Source organism: Bacillus sp. FSL K6-2861, assembly GCF_038630725.1.
GTDB classification, from domain to species: Bacteria; Bacillota; Bacilli; order Bacillales; family Bacillaceae; genus Bacillus; species Bacillus velezensis.
In genome coordinates this window covers 2,316,551-2,331,739 of sequence record NZ_CP152037.1, presented here as the reverse complement: position 1 = coordinate 2,331,739, position 15,189 = coordinate 2,316,551, and the positions used below count along the sequence as shown (strand labels likewise).

Genomic DNA, 15,189 nt, shown 5'->3' with positions numbered 1-15,189 from the left:
TGGTAGACTAAAATGAAAAAAAGCGAGATGAAACCTTTTATGTCAGAAGTCCATAAAGCAATTTCAGCACATTCCGCAAAACAGCATCAGCACGTCAAAACATTTGTACAGCTTGACTATGAGCGTGAACAGGCCATTGAAGAAGCCATTGTAAAATGCAGACAGAATAAACCGTTCACGACAGATGCCATCAATGGCATCACTGCAAAAATGAACCAGCTGGCGAAAAAGGGCATCGTGCCGCAAAGACGATTCGTAAGTGAAGAGATGGTGAAAGAATTCGTCAGCAGACAGTAATGGATGAACCTGCCGCGTGTGTCATCAGCGCTTGCTGTACATACTATCCGTATCTTCTCTAAAGGGGGATATGACCATGGGCAGAACAAAACTGGGAAACAGAAATGCTCAGCAGAATAACAATGCCAAAAAGAAAAACGGCTTCGGACAGAAATTTGATTCTTATGCCGGCCGTGAAGCTGAAAAGCTGATGGCAAGCAATAAAAGACACGGTGAGTAACGTGACGGCAGCATCTTCCAAATGGGGGGATGCTGTTTTTTTACCGCCTTCTTTGGTAAAATAGGAACATTGAATAAAAAAGGAGTTTCGATATATGAATAACAAATTACTGCTCGTTGACGGCATGGCGCTTTTGTTCCGCTCGTTTTTCGCGACGGCCGTTCATCGCAATTTTATGATAAATGAAAACGGAATTCCCACAAACGGAGTCAACGGTTTTTTAAAGCATCTTATTACGGCGGTTGATACGTTTCAGCCCACACATGTCGTCTGCTGCTGGGATATGGGAAGCAAAACGTACCGCAATGATTTGTTTCAAGATTATAAGGCCAACAGAAGCGAACCGCCGCTAGAGCTGATTCCGCAATTTGATCTAGCGAAAGAAGCAGCGCGAGAGCTCGGTTTTTTAAACATCGGCATAAAAGGCTATGAGGCGGATGACTGTATCGGTACGCTTTCTGCCCTATTTTCCGGGGAAGCGGAAATTACGATTGTAACGGGTGATAAAGATCTGCTTCAATTGCTGAATCATCAAGTTCAAGTAGCGCTGCTGCAAAAGGGTATCGGCAATTATAAGGTATATACAGATGAGATATTCAGAGAAGAAACGGGAGTTCCGCCAAAAGCGCTGATTGACATTAAGGCGCTGATGGGAGACACGAGCGATAACTATCCCGGCGTTAAAGGGATCGGGGAAAAAACGGCGTACAAGCTGATCCGTGAATATCAAAACATAGACCGCTTATTAGAAAGCCTCGCTCTCTTGCCGAAGGGCCAGCAAACGAAAATTCAGCAAAGCTTGAAAGAATTGGAGCTGTCAAGGCAGCTTGCTGAAATACATTGCGAGGTGCCGTTAGTCTGTACGCTTGAAGAAGCGCTTTTTTCATTAAAGATGGAAGAGGCGGCATTAATGCTCAGACGTCATCAGATAAAAGGAATTGAAAGGATGCTCGAAAAGCTGAACGCCAGAGAGATCAGCTGATCCCTCTAGCGTTTTGTATTGCTTTTTTTTGCGTTGTTTTCAAGGGCTGATTTCGGGTCTTTATGCGCATTTCCTTCCATATTTCCCTGAGGATTCACGCCCCCCGTCAGCCGGCCTTTATTTTCTTTTCTCATAGCTGTTCACCTCATTTGTAGGATGAACAGTGAGTCGCAATTTCATTCCGGTTATTTATTCAGCCGAATCGCTTTTTTTGCGAGCTGATCGGCTGTTTGGTTTTGTCTGCCGGGAATCCACTTAATGAAAAATAATGGAAATTGGACCTTTAAGCGGATGATTTCGTCAACAAACGGCTGGAAAGCCTTGTTTTTAACCGCTTCAAGATCTGCGGCCCGCTCCACGATATCCGAATCCGTCCGGAATGACACGGACTCATATCCGCGGGCGGCACACAGCTTCATTCCTTCAATTAAAGCGAGAAATTCAGCTTCCTGATTTGAATGGTCGCCGATCGGAATTGAGAAAGATTCTGTTTTCCCATCATGTTTAATAAAAATACCGATACCGGACGGGCCCGGGTTTCCGGCGCTTGCACCGTCCACGTAAATTTCAGCGGGCATCATCCGTCACTCTCCCTTCGGTGTCATTCGTTTTGCCATATACGCATAAGGGACAGAAATGAGTGATACCGCAAATTTAATCAGGTAAGTTGAAATGAAGATGCTGAACCATACGCCCGCGGAATAAACGCCGATAAAGGCCACGGCAGTGAAGATAAATGTATCCAGCAGCTGGCTGAGCGCCGTGCTTCCGCTGTTTCTGAGCCAGAGAAGCCTGTCTGAAGGAAAGATTCTCCGAATGGCTGAATATACATAAACATCTATCGTTTGGCTGAAAATAAAAGCCAAGAGGCTTCCGAGCGCAACACGCGGCAGAAAACCGAAAATCGTCTCAAGGGCAGGCTGTGCGATATCTGACGCAGCCGGTTTATATAAAAGAGCCCCCTGCATAGCGCATGTCAAAGCGAGCAGAGTGGAAAACCCGAGCCAGACGGCTTTGCGCGCTTCCCTGGGACCGTATTTTTCATTCAGCACATCCGTTGCGAAGAAAACGGTGCCGTACATGATATTTCCCAGTGTCGCCGTAAGCCCGAACAGCTCGACTGTTTTGACAACCTGCAAGTTGGCGCACACCGTGGCGAAACCGATCCATACGAATAGGCCCGTTTTGCCAAATCCTTTATAAAACAGAAGAACAATGATAAAATGAATGACCGCAAATAAGATCCATAACACATCGTTAAACAAAACCTGCTGACTTCCTTTCAATTTGAGAATGGTTTGATTATAGCACACGCCCGTCAACTAATGAATGGTAAGGTGATTTCAATGAATCTTAAGCCGTATATCGAAATAGAAGCAAAAGGAACAGGCCCTGTCGCGTTTTTTTCCGAAGATTGGCTGACCGTTCCGAAAGCGCGCATGCTTGCAAGAGAAGTCAGCCGCTTTCCTTATATAAAAGACATTTATTTTGAGGATGAAAAAGGCGCGAGCTGGACGCTTAAAGAATTAGAAAAGCTTACTGAAGAGCTTGCGCACGAACCTGACGACATTACAGTGTATTTCGACGGCGGCTTTGACAAAACAAGCGGACGCGCCGGACTCGGAATTGTCGTGTATTATTCTCTCGGCGGCAAGCGGCACCGCATACGGAAAAACAAAAGCTTAACGCTTCAGACGAACAATGAGGCGGAATATGCCGCTTTGTACGAAGCGCTTAAGGAAGTGCAGGAACTTGGCGCAAGCAGAAATTCAATCACGATAAGAGGGGATTCCCTCGTCGTTTTACATCAGCTTGACGGCAGCTGGCCGTGTTATGATGAAACGCAAAACGAATGGCTGGATAAAATTGAAGCGCTGCTCGAATCCCTAAAGCTGACACCGACATATGAAGCCGTAAACCGAAAGGAAAATCAAGAAGCGGATGACCTTGCCAGAAAAATTCTCTCGGACCGGCAGATTGAAAGCCGCATAACATTAGAAGGTAACGGAGATGACTGATATTGGATAAAAAAAGCATTTATAAAGAATTGACAGAGCTTCAGGATGAATATTGCAAAGACTGTTTCGTAAAAAAGCATTTCCGCAAAGAGTTTGGAAAAACGCACGCTCATTCTTTCTGCATCAAGCAATGCACGGTGGGGGAGAAGCTGAAAGCCTACGGCAAGGTGCTGACAAATCAATAAAAAATAAAACCGCAGCTTCTGCGGTTTTATTTTTCGAATTCATCGAGCTGATGCTGGCAATCGTCGAGAAGCATTCGCTGCTTTTGCAGAAAATCCTGATCGAGAGCTTGCAGTTCACTGGATTGTGACATTGTTCTGGCATCCTGAATCGCCTGGTAAGCAGATTCCACCAAAGTTGAATTTTGGCCCCGGGTAGCCGCTCCCGTTGTTTTCTGGGCCGTTTCCACCGCTAATTCAAGCTGGCGTTTATCCGTCAGTCCGTTTGGGAAAAATTCAGAGTCCATTAAAAAACACCTCCGCAAATAGTTTGGAGATTTTTTTTTAGAAATATGTACGGAAAATAGAAAAAAATATAGAAAATAAGCCGATATAACTATTGAACCTGATTAATTAGGGCTTATTTACTATTATTCAGGGTATCTTGGGAGAGAAGGGAAAAACCAGCCGTGAATGATAAAGATTTAAAAACAATCCTTCAGCAGACATTTAAAGAAATATACGGTGATTTGGGAAGTTTAGCAGAAATGGCAAAAAAAGGAATGCCGTCAATGGAGAAACAAATTGAAGAAATTGAGCAGCGCTGCAAGCAGAATCTTGTCGCAATTGAGATTCAGACGGCAATCAAATAGGAGAGGCATACGCCTCTCCTCTATTTGTCATCTGATCAACATGTATTGAGTTTAGAGTTTTACAACATTAGAAGCTTGAGGTCCACGATTACCTTCGACAATTTCAAAAGAAACTTCTTGTCCTTCTTCTAATGATTTGTATCCTTCTCCTTCGATAGCAGTGAAGTGAACAAATACGTCGTCTCCGCCTTCAACTTCGATGAAGCCGAATCCTTTTTCGTTATTGAACCATTTTACTTTACCGTTTTGCATATTGCTTAATTCCTCCTAGTACTGTAGCACCTTCGTGCTAAAAAAAATTTTGTCATCATCCAACCGTACGTATGTAAACGTTGTTAAATGATGGTTCAACTATACACCATATGGGAGCGGACGTCAAGCGGCCGCTCCCTATTTTTTATCTTTATTTTTCCAGTCACAAAGCTTAACCGGAAAAAAACAAAAAGCACACGAACGATTCGTGTGCTTTTCTTTTACGATAATGCCATATTCGCCTTTTCGGCCATCATTTCAGATTCTTTTATAATGTCCTGCAAAATGACTTCAGAGGAGTTAGGGAGGTGCAGGCTTTTAATATTGTCCTTCATCCGGTTCAGCTTCTCCTCATCCGCGAGAAGGGAGGTGACAGACTCTAAAATTTCTTCGTGGCGGTTGACCACGACAGCCGCACCGCGATCTTCAAAGAAAATGGCATTTTCTTTTTCCTGTCCAGGAACCGGTTTGTACAAAATAACGGGTACTCCGATCGCCGTCGCTTCCGTCAGTGTGATGCCGCCCGGTTTCGTGATCATACAGTCCGTAATACGGAACAGCTCGTCAATTCTTTCTACATAGCCCAGGACTTTCAGCCGGTCGGCATTGTCACCTTCCAAGCTGCTGAGGGATTCTTTCAGCGAGCTGTTTTTGCCGCATACCACCACAACCTGCACCTGATCGTCATGAACGAGATTTTCGCACAGTTCTTTTACGTTTTTCAGCACACCATGCGCTCCCGCCATAATAAGAAGAACTTTTTTGTCGGGAGAGAGATTGTATTTTTTATAAATCGGCTCTTTCGGCATCGATTCCTCGAATTGAGGCCTGATGGGAATGCCCGTGATCTTTACGTTGTTCGGGTGAGTGCCGATTTCAATCAGTTTTTCCTTCACGTAATCTGTGGCGACATAATATTTATCAACATTTTCATGAACCCAGATTTTGTGAAGGCAGAAATCGGTCATAACGTTGAACGTCGGGATCACTTTTCCGGTTCTCCGTCTGTATTCCGGTACGACAATCATCGGAAATGTATTGATAATAATGTCCGGCTTATGCTCTTCGACGAGCTGGCCTAAACGTTTATTTCCCATTTTAAAATAAATATTGAATTTGCGTTTATTATAGATTTTGTCAACTCCGTAATAAAACAAACGATAAAACTGTTTCCCGATTGAGAAGCTTTTTAAATAAAGGTATTGAGTAACCTCTGAAACAATCGGATTTGACTCTTGATACAAATTGGAAACCGTCACATCTAAGCCGAGACGCAGACATTGTTCGTAGAGCGTTTTGGCCACTTGAACATGCCCGTTTCCGTAATTTGCAGTCAAAATTAATACTTTTTTATTGGTATTCAAGTAAATTCACCTCAATGTAATCAACAACAAGCAAGCTTCATGCATCGTAAGGAGTTATTGTCTATAGATAAACATAACACAAGTGCATCATTTTATAATAAGCGCGGCAACATATTTAAACTAAATTTAATTGATATGTTCCATTATTTTAAAGTTTTGTTATACGCATACTGAATCAAGAGTATTTTATCATATTTTTGTCACCGTATCACTCAAAACAAAAATTAATCCCATTCATACGGGGTTTCCTGATATACGTAATAATTCAGCCAATTCATAAACAATAACGTTGCATGAGCTTTCCAGCGGTTAACAGGTTCTTTCCCGCCGGGCGCAAAATAGTGCTTAGGAGCTTCTACGTTTGAAAGATTTCTCTCTATGTCTCTCTCATACTCCTGAAGTAGCGTATCGGTATCATATTCCGGATGACCCGTTAAGAAAATCTGTTTTTCGTCTTTTGAAACGATTAAACAGACCCCCGCTTCCTCTGAAACGCTGAGCACATCCAGATCCGAAGCCGATTGCAGCTGCTCCGTATTAATATCTGTATGCCGTGAGTGGGGCACATAGTATAGCTCGTCAAATCCTCTTACCAATCTCTCATGTTTTTTAAGAACGGTATGCTCAAACACACCGAAGATTTTTTTCGGCAGCTCCACTTTCTCAATGCCGTAATGATAGTATAAACCGGCTTGAGCGCCCCAGCAGATATGGAGGGTTGAAGTGACATTCGTTTTGCTCCATTCCATGATTTCCTTCAATTCTTCCCAGTAAGAAACATCTTCAAACGGCAGGTGCTCAATCGGAGCCCCGGTAATAATCATTCCGTCAAACCGTTTGTGGCGGATGCTGGAAAAATCCGTATAAAATTCATCCAGATGCTGCCTGGCCGTATTTTTTGGAGTATGTGTGCTCGGAATTAAGAACGTAAAGTGAACTTGTAAAGGTGAATTCCCAAGCATCCTGAGGAGCTGGGTTTCCGTTTGGATTTTTTTCGGCATCAGATTTAAAATCACGATCTTCTGCGGCCGGATATCCTGATGAAAAGCCCGGCTTTCATCCATTACAAAGATGTGTTCACTTTCAAGCACCTGCTTAGCGGGCAGGTGATTTGGTATATTAATAGGCAACATGCCACCTCCGTTATTCCCCGTTAATTTTCTTCATTATAGAAATTTTTAAGCCATTTTTCAATCCATCCCGGCGTAATAAACCGCATTTAACGCATAATGACAGGGATAAAAGCGGCAAATGGACATAAATTCGGAGCGGCTCTTTATTATGACGGGTAAAGAGCCGTTTGGTTCCTCGAAAAAAACGTTTTCCGTTAAGTGGAAGGAAAAAGCGGTTGCCGTTTGTTTTGCAGTGTAAAACAGGTAAAATAAATGAAGAATGTAAAAAGGAGGGCCGCAGATGACAATTTACGATATAAACGTACGGACCATAACAGGCGAAGACATGACGCTATCGGCTTACAGAGGCAAGGTGATGATCATTGTGAATACAGCAAGCAAATGCGGGTTCACATCCCAGCTCAAGCAGCTTCAGGAGCTCTATGATACATATCGGGAGGAAGGTCTTGAAATTTTGGGATTTCCCTGCAACCAATTCATGAACCAAGAACCTGGAAACGAAGCGGAAATTCAAGAGTTCTGTGTGAAAAACTACGGAGTCACATTCCCTATGTTTGCGAAAGTTGATGTCAATGGAGCAGACGCTCATCCTCTCTTCACATATCTGACGGAGCAGGCGAAGGGGATGCTCGGCACAAAAGCGGTCAAATGGAATTTCACTAAGTTTATCGTGGACCGAAACGGTGAAGTCACCGGGCGTTTTTCACCGAACGTCAACCCAAAAGAGCTGGAAGATACGGTGCAGAGGCTTTTGGCCCGATAAGAGGTGATACGGTGAACGAAAAAGAGCAGCTGGAAAGCGTCAGGAATTGGGTCAGAGAAAAGCTTATCAATGAACGAACGGGCCATGACTGGCTTCATATTTCCCGGGTCGCAACACTTTCTGTTTATATGGCAAAAGAAGAAGGCGCCGACTTATTTATCACTGAGACGGCCGCGCTGGTTCATGATCTGATTGACGCCAAGCTCGAAAAAAGCGAAAGGCTGACGGCAGGCGAAGTGACAGAACGGCTGGCTGCTTTCAACATTGCGGATGGCTCCATTCAGGAGATCGCGGATATTATCACGAGAATGTCATTCAGACACAGGGAACTGCTGATAAAGCGGCCGCTTTCATTGGAGGGGAAAGTTGTTCAGGATGCAGATATGCTTGATGCGATCGGCGCAGCGGGCATCGGCAGGGCTTTTATGTTTGCCGGGGCGAAGGGTCACCCGATGTACGGAACTCAATCAAGTGTGCTGGCCCATATAGAGGATAAATTAATCATGCTTAAAGGCTTAATGAATACAAAAGCGGGGACCGGTTTAGCAGAGGAGCGACATCAATTTCTTTTGCAGTTTGCCGCCCGTATCCAAAAAGAGGCCGGCATTTGCAAAAGCTAAGCGGCGCAATAGAACGCTTGTGCCGACTATGTTAGAATAAGTGTCAGATTGTGCATAGGAGGACCAATATGAAGATTAAATCAATAGAACCGACGCCGAGTCCGAACACGATGAAAGTGATTTTGACTGAAGAGCTTCCGGCAGGGAAAAGCAACAATTACAAGCCCGGTCAGGCAGATGATGCTCCGGTTGTCGTACGTGATATTTTAAACATTGAAGGAGTAAAGGGCGTTTATCACGTTGCCGATTTCCTGGCTGTGGAGAGAAACGCACGTTTTGACTGGAAGGAAATTCTGCCTCAGGTCCGTTCCGCTTTCGGAATGGAACATACGGAGCAGTCTGAGAGCCGTTCTGAACAGGAATCGTTCGGTGAAGTGAAGGTTTTCGTACAAATGTTCAGCGGAATCCCGATGCAGGTCAAATTGACGGACGGCGAACGTGAAGAACGCTTCGGCCTTCCGGAACGTTTCCAAGAAGCCATTTTAAAGCTGCGTTCCGAAGCTTCAAATGTTGTATTTGAGCGGGCTTGGAAAGAACAAGGCGTGCGCTTCGGGGATTTTACCGAAATCGGACACGATGTCACAGAAGAGCTTCAGGCCGCCTACAGTGATGAGCGGCTCAAACGCCTGACAGAAGCAGCCGCACAGCAAAAGGGTGAGGCCAAACCGGCAGTGCAGCGGAAAGCTTATAAAGTGACTTTGGAAATGCTCGATGACGAAGACTGGAAACAGCGCTATGCCCATCTTGAGCAAATGGATCCGGATGAAGACGATTTACTAGTATTGGAAAAGGCGCTGCATGATCCGAAGACTTCGATCAGAAGACAAGCCGTCGTTTATTTGGGAATGATCGAAAAGCCGTCTGTGCTTCCGCTGTTATACAAAGCGCTTGAAGACAAAACGGTGACGGTCAGAAGGACGGCAGGTGACTGTCTGTCGGATCTCGGCGATACGAGCGCCATCCCGGCCATGATGAAATCGCTCAGTGACTCAAGCAAGCTCGTGCGCTGGCGCGCGGCCATGTTTTTATATGAAGTCGGCGATGAAAGCGCGCTGGAAGCATTAAAAGCGGCGGAAGACGATCCGGAATTCGAAGTCAGCCTGCAAGTCAAAATGGCGATTGAACGGATTGAGCACGGAGAAGAGGCGAAAGGTTCAGTCTGGAAACAGATGACTGAAAGCAGAAAAAAAGAACAGTTATAACAAAAAGGTGCGCCATGCACCTTTTTTATTTGAATTCACTTTTTATAAAAATTATTTAGAATATTGTTGAAAAATGATTCAAAACTCTATATAGTAAGTACAATATTAATTGTTGGAGGGTTTTTATCGAAATACAGAAAGAGTAGAAAAGCGAGACAGGGCAAAGACACTGTAAACAGGTAATTTGCAGAACGCGCCCTTAAATAAACTGAAAATTTTAAAAATAGTGCACAGTCTAAAAACAGTAGGGGGATCACCATGGCAGAATTACGCAGCAACATGATCACACAGGGAATTGACAGAGCGCCGCACCGCAGCCTTCTTCGCGCTGCCGGCGTAAAAGAAGAAGACTTCGGCAAGCCGTTTATCGCGGTCTGTAATTCATACATCGATATCGTTCCCGGGCATGTTCACCTGCAGGAATTTGGAAAAATCGTAAAAGAAGCAATCAGGGAAGCGGGCGGTGTGCCTTTTGAATTTAACACGATCGGAGTAGATGACGGAATCGCGATGGGGCATATCGGGATGAGATATTCGCTGCCGAGCCGCGAAATCATTGCCGATTCAGTTGAAACGGTCGTCTCGGCGCACTGGTTTGACGGAATGGTCTGCATTCCGAACTGCGACAAAATTACGCCGGGAATGCTGATGGCGGCTATGCGGATTAATATTCCGACCATTTTTGTCAGCGGGGGGCCGATGGCAGCCGGCCGCACAAGCGACGGCCGCAAAATTTCGCTTTCTTCAGTATTTGAAGGCGTCGGCGCATATCAAGCCGGGAAAATCGGTGAAAGCGACCTGCAGGAGCTGGAACAGTTCGGCTGCCCGACGTGCGGATCTTGTTCGGGCATGTTTACGGCAAACTCCATGAACTGTCTGTCTGAAGCGCTCGGTCTGGCGCTTCCGGGCAATGGAACAATTCTAGCAACTTCACCGGAGAGAAGAGAGTTTGTGAGAAAATCAGCGGCCCAATTGATGGAGACCATCAAAAAAGACATTAAGCCGCGCGATATCGTCACCGAAAAAGCGATTGACAATGCATTTGCGTTAGACATGGCTCTCGGCGGCTCAACCAACACAGTGCTTCATACGCTTGCGCTTGCCAATGAAGCTGGGGTTGAGTACTCTTTAGAACGCATTAACGAAGTGGCTGAACGAGTGCCTCACTTATCGAAATTGGCGCCGGCCTCGGACGTCTTCATTGAAGATCTGCACGAAGCGGGCGGTGTGTCGGCTGCCCTTAATGAATTGGCGAAAAAAGAAGGGGCGCTTCATCTTGACGCGCTGACTGTAACAGGCCGCACACTCGGAGAAACAATTGCGGGTCATGAAGTAAAGGATTATGACGTGATTCATCCGCTTGACAATCCGTTTACCGAAAAAGGCGGTTTGGCCGTCCTGTTTGGGAATCTGGCTCCGGACGGCGCCATTATCAAAACAGGCGGGGTGCAGGACGGGATTACAAGACATGAAGGTCCCGCTGTCGTCTTTGATTCCCAGGATGCCGCGCTTGAAGGTATTATAAACCGCAAAGTAAAAGAAGGAGATGTTGTCATTATCCGTTATGAAGGGCCAAAGGGCGGCCCGGGCATGCCAGAGATGCTCGCTCCGACGTCTCAGATTGTCGGAATGGGGCTTGGCCCGAAAGTGGCGCTTATTACAGACGGCCGTTTTTCAGGAGCGTCCCGGGGCCTTTCAATCGGGCACGTATCGCCTGAAGCGGCTGAAGGCGGCCCGCTCGCATTCGTAGAAAACGGCGACCATGTCATCGTTGACATAGAAAAACGGATTTTGGACGTACAAGTGCCTGAAGAAGAATGGGAAAAACGCAAGGCCGAATGGAAAGGCTTCGAGCCGAAAGTAAAAACAGGATATCTGGCCCGGTATTCCAAACTCGTAACAAGCGCCAATACGGGCGGAATCATGAAAATATAAAACAGAGGCCTGAACAATTGAATTCCGGCCCCCTCTATAGTATCCTTGACTTCATATAAGGATTTTAGAGGGGGCTTTTTTATGTCAATGGCTTATGAAGAATATATGCGCCAGCTGGTCGTGCCGATGCGCCGTGAGCTGACGGGTGCGGGTTTTCAGGAATTAACGACTGCTGAAGAAGTAGAAAGCTTTATGGAACAGGCAGAGGGCACGACATTGGTCGTTGTCAACTCCGTGTGCGGCTGTGCAGCCGGTCTTGCCCGTCCGGCTGCGACTCAGGCTGTTTTACAGCATGAAAAAGCGCCTGATCATACGGTTACCGTATTTGCCGGTCAAGATAAAGACGCAACTGCAAAAATGCGTGAATATTTTACGGGGCAGGAACCTTCCTCGCCTTCAATGGCGCTGTTAAAAGGGAAAGAGGTCGTTCATTTTATTCCCCGTCACGAAATCGAAGGGCATGACATGGAGGAAATTATGAAAAATCTGACGGATGCCTTCGATGCGCACTGCTGAAATGCCCGAATTCCGGGCATTTTCTTTTTGGAGAAAAAGATGATCACAACGAGTTACCGACCAAGCGAATATACGATACACACAGCGCAGTCACTCAGTGTCAGGCTGGGTGACACTTACTGCAGCCGCAATAAACAGCCCATTGAAAAAATGCTGGAACGAGCGGCTGGCGATCTTTTAGTCATCGGAAAGGAACGGTTCGAACTTTACACGAAGCAAGGGGAGAAGTTCTTTTTTCACCCGAATACAGCGATGTTCCGCGCAAAGCGGTTTTTGAGAGGGGAAGCCGAGCCGTTGTTAAAAGCAGCCGGATTACGCGAAGGGGATTCCTTTTTAGATTGTACGCTCGGGCTGGCATCCGATGCGATTTTGGCAAGCCTGGCAGTCGGAAAAAGCGGACAAGTCATCGGCCTGGAGAAAAACAAGCTTGTCTCATTGCTTGTTGAAACAGGACTTCAAACGTGGGAAACCGGAATGGAGCAGCTCCAAACCGCCATGAAACGCATTCAGGTCAAACATGCCGACTGCGCCGATTATTTGCGGGAGCTTCCTGATTCATCGGTAGATGTCATTTATTTTGACCCGATGTTTCACGAACCTGTTGAAACGTCAGACGGCATTGCACCGCTCCGCGCGCTGGCAGAAGAGGGTTTTAACGAAGAGTGCATCACGCAAGCCGTCCGGGCGGCGAAAAAATGCGTAGTGCTTAAAGACCATTGGAAAAGCCCGCGGTTTGAACGATACGGCTTCAAGGTGCTGAAAAGAAAGACGGCGCTTTTCCACTTCGGTGTCATCCATGTGAGCTCATGATATCATGGGCTTCTTTTTCGTTAATCAGTGATTTCCATAACGACAAAATAAAGCAGCGTGAGAAGTGATACTGTCGCAAATAAAACGTTAATCATCTCATCCCCTCCTTTTTCTCCTTCTTATTGTAAGCGGTTTATCCGCTCGGTCACAGTTACCAATTTCCCATATTGCATGATAATACGCTGCCGGACATGACGCCGCGCTTTCATCTATGCTAAAATAAAGGAAAAGAGGACAATAAAACAGAGGGGAACAATCTGTCATGAAATTGTGGATGAAAAAGACCCTTGTGGTTCTGTTTACCATTGTAACGTTCGGACTCGTGTCTCCTCCGGCTGCTTTGATGACAGACAAGCCTTCAGGACAGTCGAGCAGTCTTGAGCAGAATGATTACACCGCTTTTTATGATGAACACGCCCTGCCGGGAGAAGAGAAGGCAGGGCGGGAGCCTGAATTACTGTTTCAATCGTATCAGCAGCAGCTTCTCGGTGATGCTGAAAATCAATCATTTTTAAAATTCGGCAGCAAAATCTCTCCGGTCATTGAAGATGATTACAGAAGTGAAATTCTGCCGAAAATCGAAGATGTGATCACAGGACATTTAGCCAAGTTTCAAGATGATGAAGCGTATCAGGATGTGGTTATTTCCAGCAAACCGTCGGCCGGAAAAACTGAAAAAATTTTTCATGTGTATAACAGGCTGACGGGTGAAGATCTTTTAAGGTTCCACGTCCGCCGGGATCATCCTCCGCAAGACGGCTACTGGTTTAATTTTCATTACCATACCGCTGAAGACGGATTTCAGTCACATCATGAGCTCGGCAGCATTTACTGGGACCGCAATACGCCGCCTGACTGGATGAGCGTGTAATAGCGAGAAGAAATAAAAAAATCATTTCTGAGAAATTTTGCAGAAATGATTTTTTATTGTGTTACACTACTAAAAGACTACTTTAAAAGGATGAAAAAAATGAAACAATATAAAGATTTGTGCCGTCATGTGTTAGAAAACGGAGAAAAAAAAGGAGACCGTACGGGAACGGGTACGATCAGCACGTTCGGCTACCAAATGCGGTTTAACCTTCAGGAAGGTTTCCCGATGCTTACGACGAAAAAGCTCCATTTTAAGTCCATCGCACATGAACTGCTTTGGTTTTTAAATGGAGATACGAATGTCCGCTACCTTCAGGAAAACGGAGTCCGCATCTGGAACGAATGGGCGGATGAAAACGGAGAACTCGGACCGGTTTACGGTTCTCAATGGCGTTCATGGCGCGGAGCGGACGGCGAGACCATTGATCAAATCTCCCGGCTGATTCACGACATCAAGACAAACCCGAATTCCAGACGTTTAATCGTCAGCGCCTGGAATGTCGGCGAAATTGATCATATGGCGCTTCCGCCTTGCCACTGCCTGTTTCAGTTTTATGTCGCGGACGGAAAACTGTCGTGTCAGCTTTATCAGCGCTCAGCGGATGTCTTTCTCGGCGTGCCGTTTAATATTGCGTCTTATGCGCTTTTAACAATGATGATCGCGCATGTGACGGGGCTTGAACCGGGTGAGTTTGTTCATACATTCGGAGACGTCCACATTTACCAAAATCATGTGGAGCAGGTGAATTTGCAGCTGACAAGGGATGTCCGTCCACTGCCGAAACTGCGGTTTGCGCGAAACGTTGATTCTATTTTTGATTTTACGTTTGAAGACTTTATCATTGAGGATTATGACCCGCATCCGCACATAAAAGGAGCTGTCAGCGTATGATTTCGTTTATTTTTGCGATGGATGAAAACCGGCTGATCGGAAAAGATAACGATCTGCCTTGGCATCTTCCCGATGATCTCGCATATTTCAAAAAAGTGACGACGGGTCACACCATTGTAATGGGGCGGAAAACGTTTGAATCAATCGGACGCCCGCTTCCGAACCGGCGTAACATCGTTGTAACCTCACGGGACGAATCTTTATTCCCAGGCTGTATTACCGCCGACTCGGCTGAGGAAGTGCTCAAGCTGATCCCGGCGGATGAAGAATGCTTTGTGATCGGCGGAGCCCAGCTGTACAGTGCGCTCTTTCCTTATGCGGACAGACTCTACATGACAAAAATTCACCATGTCTTTGAAGGAGACCGTTTTTTTCCGGAATTTAATGAAGCTGAATGGGAATTGACATCCCGCAAACAGGGAGTAAAAGATGAAAAAAACCCTTACGATTATGAGTATCTTGTATACGAGAAAAAGAATTGAGTTTAAGCAGGGGGAC

At 45.8% G+C, this 15,189-nt stretch carries 22 protein-coding genes and 1 pseudogene; 15 read left to right on the top strand and 8 right to left on the bottom strand.

Features of this window, described 5'->3' with window-relative positions:
* The first annotated feature begins 39 nt into the window (after window positions 1-39).
* From NYE62_RS11460 to NYE62_RS11450, 3 genes are all read left to right on the top strand, one after another.
* Window positions 40-297, top strand: a complete 258-nt coding sequence (locus NYE62_RS11460) for a YpbS family protein (protein WP_012117818.1) — start codon at window positions 40-42, stop codon at window positions 295-297.
* 76 nt (window positions 298-373) lie between these two features.
* Window positions 374-517, top strand: a complete 144-nt coding sequence (locus NYE62_RS11455) for a hypothetical protein (RefSeq protein ID WP_003153570.1) — start codon at window positions 374-376, stop codon at window positions 515-517.
* 94 nt (window positions 518-611) lie between these two features.
* The gene (locus tag NYE62_RS11450; RefSeq protein ID WP_014418167.1) at window positions 612-1,499 is read left to right on the top strand and encodes a 5'-3' exonuclease; all 888 of its coding nucleotides are present in this window, start codon (window positions 612-614) and stop codon (window positions 1,497-1,499) included.
* Between the two features lie 5 nt (window positions 1,500-1,504).
* Here NYE62_RS11450 and sspL read toward each other — a convergent pair whose 3' ends face one another.
* From sspL to NYE62_RS11435, 3 genes are read right to left on the bottom strand one after another with little or no spacing between them, the layout of a single operon-like run.
* Window positions 1,505-1,633 carry a small, acid-soluble spore protein L gene (gene sspL / locus NYE62_RS11445; protein WP_003153575.1) on the bottom strand — a complete coding sequence of 43 codons (129 nt, stop codon included), beginning with the start codon at window positions 1,631-1,633 and terminating at the stop codon, window positions 1,505-1,507.
* A gap of 51 nt (window positions 1,634-1,684) precedes the next feature.
* Window positions 1,685-2,077: a reverse transcriptase-like protein gene (locus NYE62_RS11440; RefSeq protein ID WP_144664666.1), complete on the bottom strand. Its 393-nt coding sequence runs from the start codon at window positions 2,075-2,077 to the stop codon at window positions 1,685-1,687.
* 6 nt (window positions 2,078-2,083) lie between these two features.
* On the bottom strand, window positions 2,084-2,764 hold the full coding sequence (locus tag NYE62_RS11435; protein WP_077392180.1) for a queuosine precursor transporter: 681 nt from the start codon (window positions 2,762-2,764) through the stop codon (window positions 2,084-2,086).
* A gap of 81 nt (window positions 2,765-2,845) precedes the next feature.
* Here NYE62_RS11435 and NYE62_RS11430 point away from each other — a divergent pair, with 81 nt between their 5' ends.
* Both NYE62_RS11430 and NYE62_RS11425 read left to right on the top strand, forming a co-directional pair.
* The gene (locus tag NYE62_RS11430; protein WP_014418166.1) at window positions 2,846-3,517 is read left to right on the top strand and encodes a ribonuclease H family protein; all 672 of its coding nucleotides are present in this window, start codon (window positions 2,846-2,848) and stop codon (window positions 3,515-3,517) included.
* A 2-nt stretch (window positions 3,518-3,519) separates the two neighbouring features.
* Window positions 3,520-3,702: a zinc-finger domain-containing protein gene (locus NYE62_RS11425; protein WP_033574700.1), complete on the top strand. Its 183-nt coding sequence runs from the start codon at window positions 3,520-3,522 to the stop codon at window positions 3,700-3,702.
* 26 nt (window positions 3,703-3,728) lie between these two features.
* Here the strand turns inward: NYE62_RS11425 and NYE62_RS11420 are convergent, their stop codons facing one another.
* Complete coding sequence (locus NYE62_RS11420; protein ID WP_007409519.1) at window positions 3,729-3,986, bottom strand: DUF2564 family protein; 258 nt, start codon at window positions 3,984-3,986, stop codon at window positions 3,729-3,731.
* 162 nt (window positions 3,987-4,148) lie between these two features.
* Here NYE62_RS11420 and NYE62_RS11415 point away from each other — a divergent pair, with 162 nt between their 5' ends.
* Window positions 4,149-4,331, top strand: coding sequence for a hypothetical protein (locus NYE62_RS11415; protein WP_012117812.1), 183 nt, complete (start codon window positions 4,149-4,151; stop codon window positions 4,329-4,331).
* A gap of 51 nt (window positions 4,332-4,382) precedes the next feature.
* Here NYE62_RS11415 and cspD read toward each other — a convergent pair whose 3' ends face one another.
* The 4 genes and pseudogenes from cspD to metA all read right to left on the bottom strand — a co-directional run bounded on the left by cspD (window position 4,383) and on the right by metA (window position 7,077).
* Complete coding sequence (cspD, locus tag NYE62_RS11410) at window positions 4,383-4,583, bottom strand: cold-shock protein CspD (RefSeq protein ID WP_003153604.1); 201 nt, start codon at window positions 4,581-4,583, stop codon at window positions 4,383-4,385.
* Between the two features lie 15 nt (window positions 4,584-4,598).
* Window positions 4,599-4,710 (bottom strand): annotated as a pseudogene (locus NYE62_RS11405) (hypothetical protein); the annotation flags it as partial.
* Between the two features lie 94 nt (window positions 4,711-4,804).
* Window positions 4,805-5,947, bottom strand: coding sequence for a diglucosyl diacylglycerol synthase (locus NYE62_RS11400; protein ID WP_144664625.1), 1,143 nt, complete (start codon window positions 5,945-5,947; stop codon window positions 4,805-4,807).
* A 224-nt stretch (window positions 5,948-6,171) separates the two neighbouring features.
* A complete protein-coding gene (gene metA / locus NYE62_RS11395; RefSeq protein ID WP_003153608.1) occupies window positions 6,172-7,077 on the bottom strand; it encodes a homoserine O-succinyltransferase in 906 nt (301 codons plus the stop codon).
* Between the two features lie 283 nt (window positions 7,078-7,360).
* On the opposite strand from metA, the gene NYE62_RS11390 reads away from it, so the two are divergent.
* The 9 genes from NYE62_RS11390 to NYE62_RS11350 all read left to right on the top strand — a co-directional run bounded on the left by NYE62_RS11390 (window position 7,361) and on the right by NYE62_RS11350 (window position 15,173).
* The gene (locus tag NYE62_RS11390) at window positions 7,361-7,843 is read left to right on the top strand and encodes a glutathione peroxidase (RefSeq protein WP_007409521.1); all 483 of its coding nucleotides are present in this window, start codon (window positions 7,361-7,363) and stop codon (window positions 7,841-7,843) included.
* A gap of 11 nt (window positions 7,844-7,854) precedes the next feature.
* A complete protein-coding gene (locus NYE62_RS11385; protein ID WP_342496956.1) occupies window positions 7,855-8,463 on the top strand; it encodes an HD domain-containing protein in 609 nt (202 codons plus the stop codon).
* Between the two features lie 68 nt (window positions 8,464-8,531).
* A complete protein-coding gene (locus NYE62_RS11380) occupies window positions 8,532-9,665 on the top strand; it encodes a conserved virulence factor C family protein (protein WP_342496955.1) in 1,134 nt (377 codons plus the stop codon).
* A 258-nt stretch (window positions 9,666-9,923) separates the two neighbouring features.
* Window positions 9,924-11,600, top strand: coding sequence for a dihydroxy-acid dehydratase (gene ilvD / locus NYE62_RS11375; protein WP_007409524.1), 1,677 nt, complete (start codon window positions 9,924-9,926; stop codon window positions 11,598-11,600).
* A gap of 81 nt (window positions 11,601-11,681) precedes the next feature.
* Window positions 11,682-12,116, top strand: a complete 435-nt coding sequence (locus NYE62_RS11370) for a BrxA/BrxB family bacilliredoxin (RefSeq protein WP_003153619.1) — start codon at window positions 11,682-11,684, stop codon at window positions 12,114-12,116.
* A 39-nt stretch (window positions 12,117-12,155) separates the two neighbouring features.
* Window positions 12,156-12,926: a class I SAM-dependent methyltransferase gene (locus tag NYE62_RS11365; protein WP_017418003.1), complete on the top strand. Its 771-nt coding sequence runs from the start codon at window positions 12,156-12,158 to the stop codon at window positions 12,924-12,926.
* Window positions 12,927-13,188: 262 nt separating this feature from the next.
* Entirely contained in the window at window positions 13,189-13,797 is a 609-nt protein-coding gene (locus NYE62_RS11360) for a YpjP family protein (RefSeq protein WP_007409526.1), read from the top strand.
* Window positions 13,798-13,896: 99 nt separating this feature from the next.
* A complete protein-coding gene (locus tag NYE62_RS11355; protein WP_043021189.1) occupies window positions 13,897-14,691 on the top strand; it encodes a thymidylate synthase in 795 nt (264 codons plus the stop codon).
* Window positions 14,688-15,173, top strand: a complete 486-nt coding sequence (locus NYE62_RS11350) for a dihydrofolate reductase (RefSeq protein WP_007409527.1) — start codon at window positions 14,688-14,690, stop codon at window positions 15,171-15,173. Before NYE62_RS11355 ends, NYE62_RS11350 begins: the two co-directional genes overlap by 4 nt.
* Window positions 15,174-15,189 lie beyond the last annotated feature (16 nt).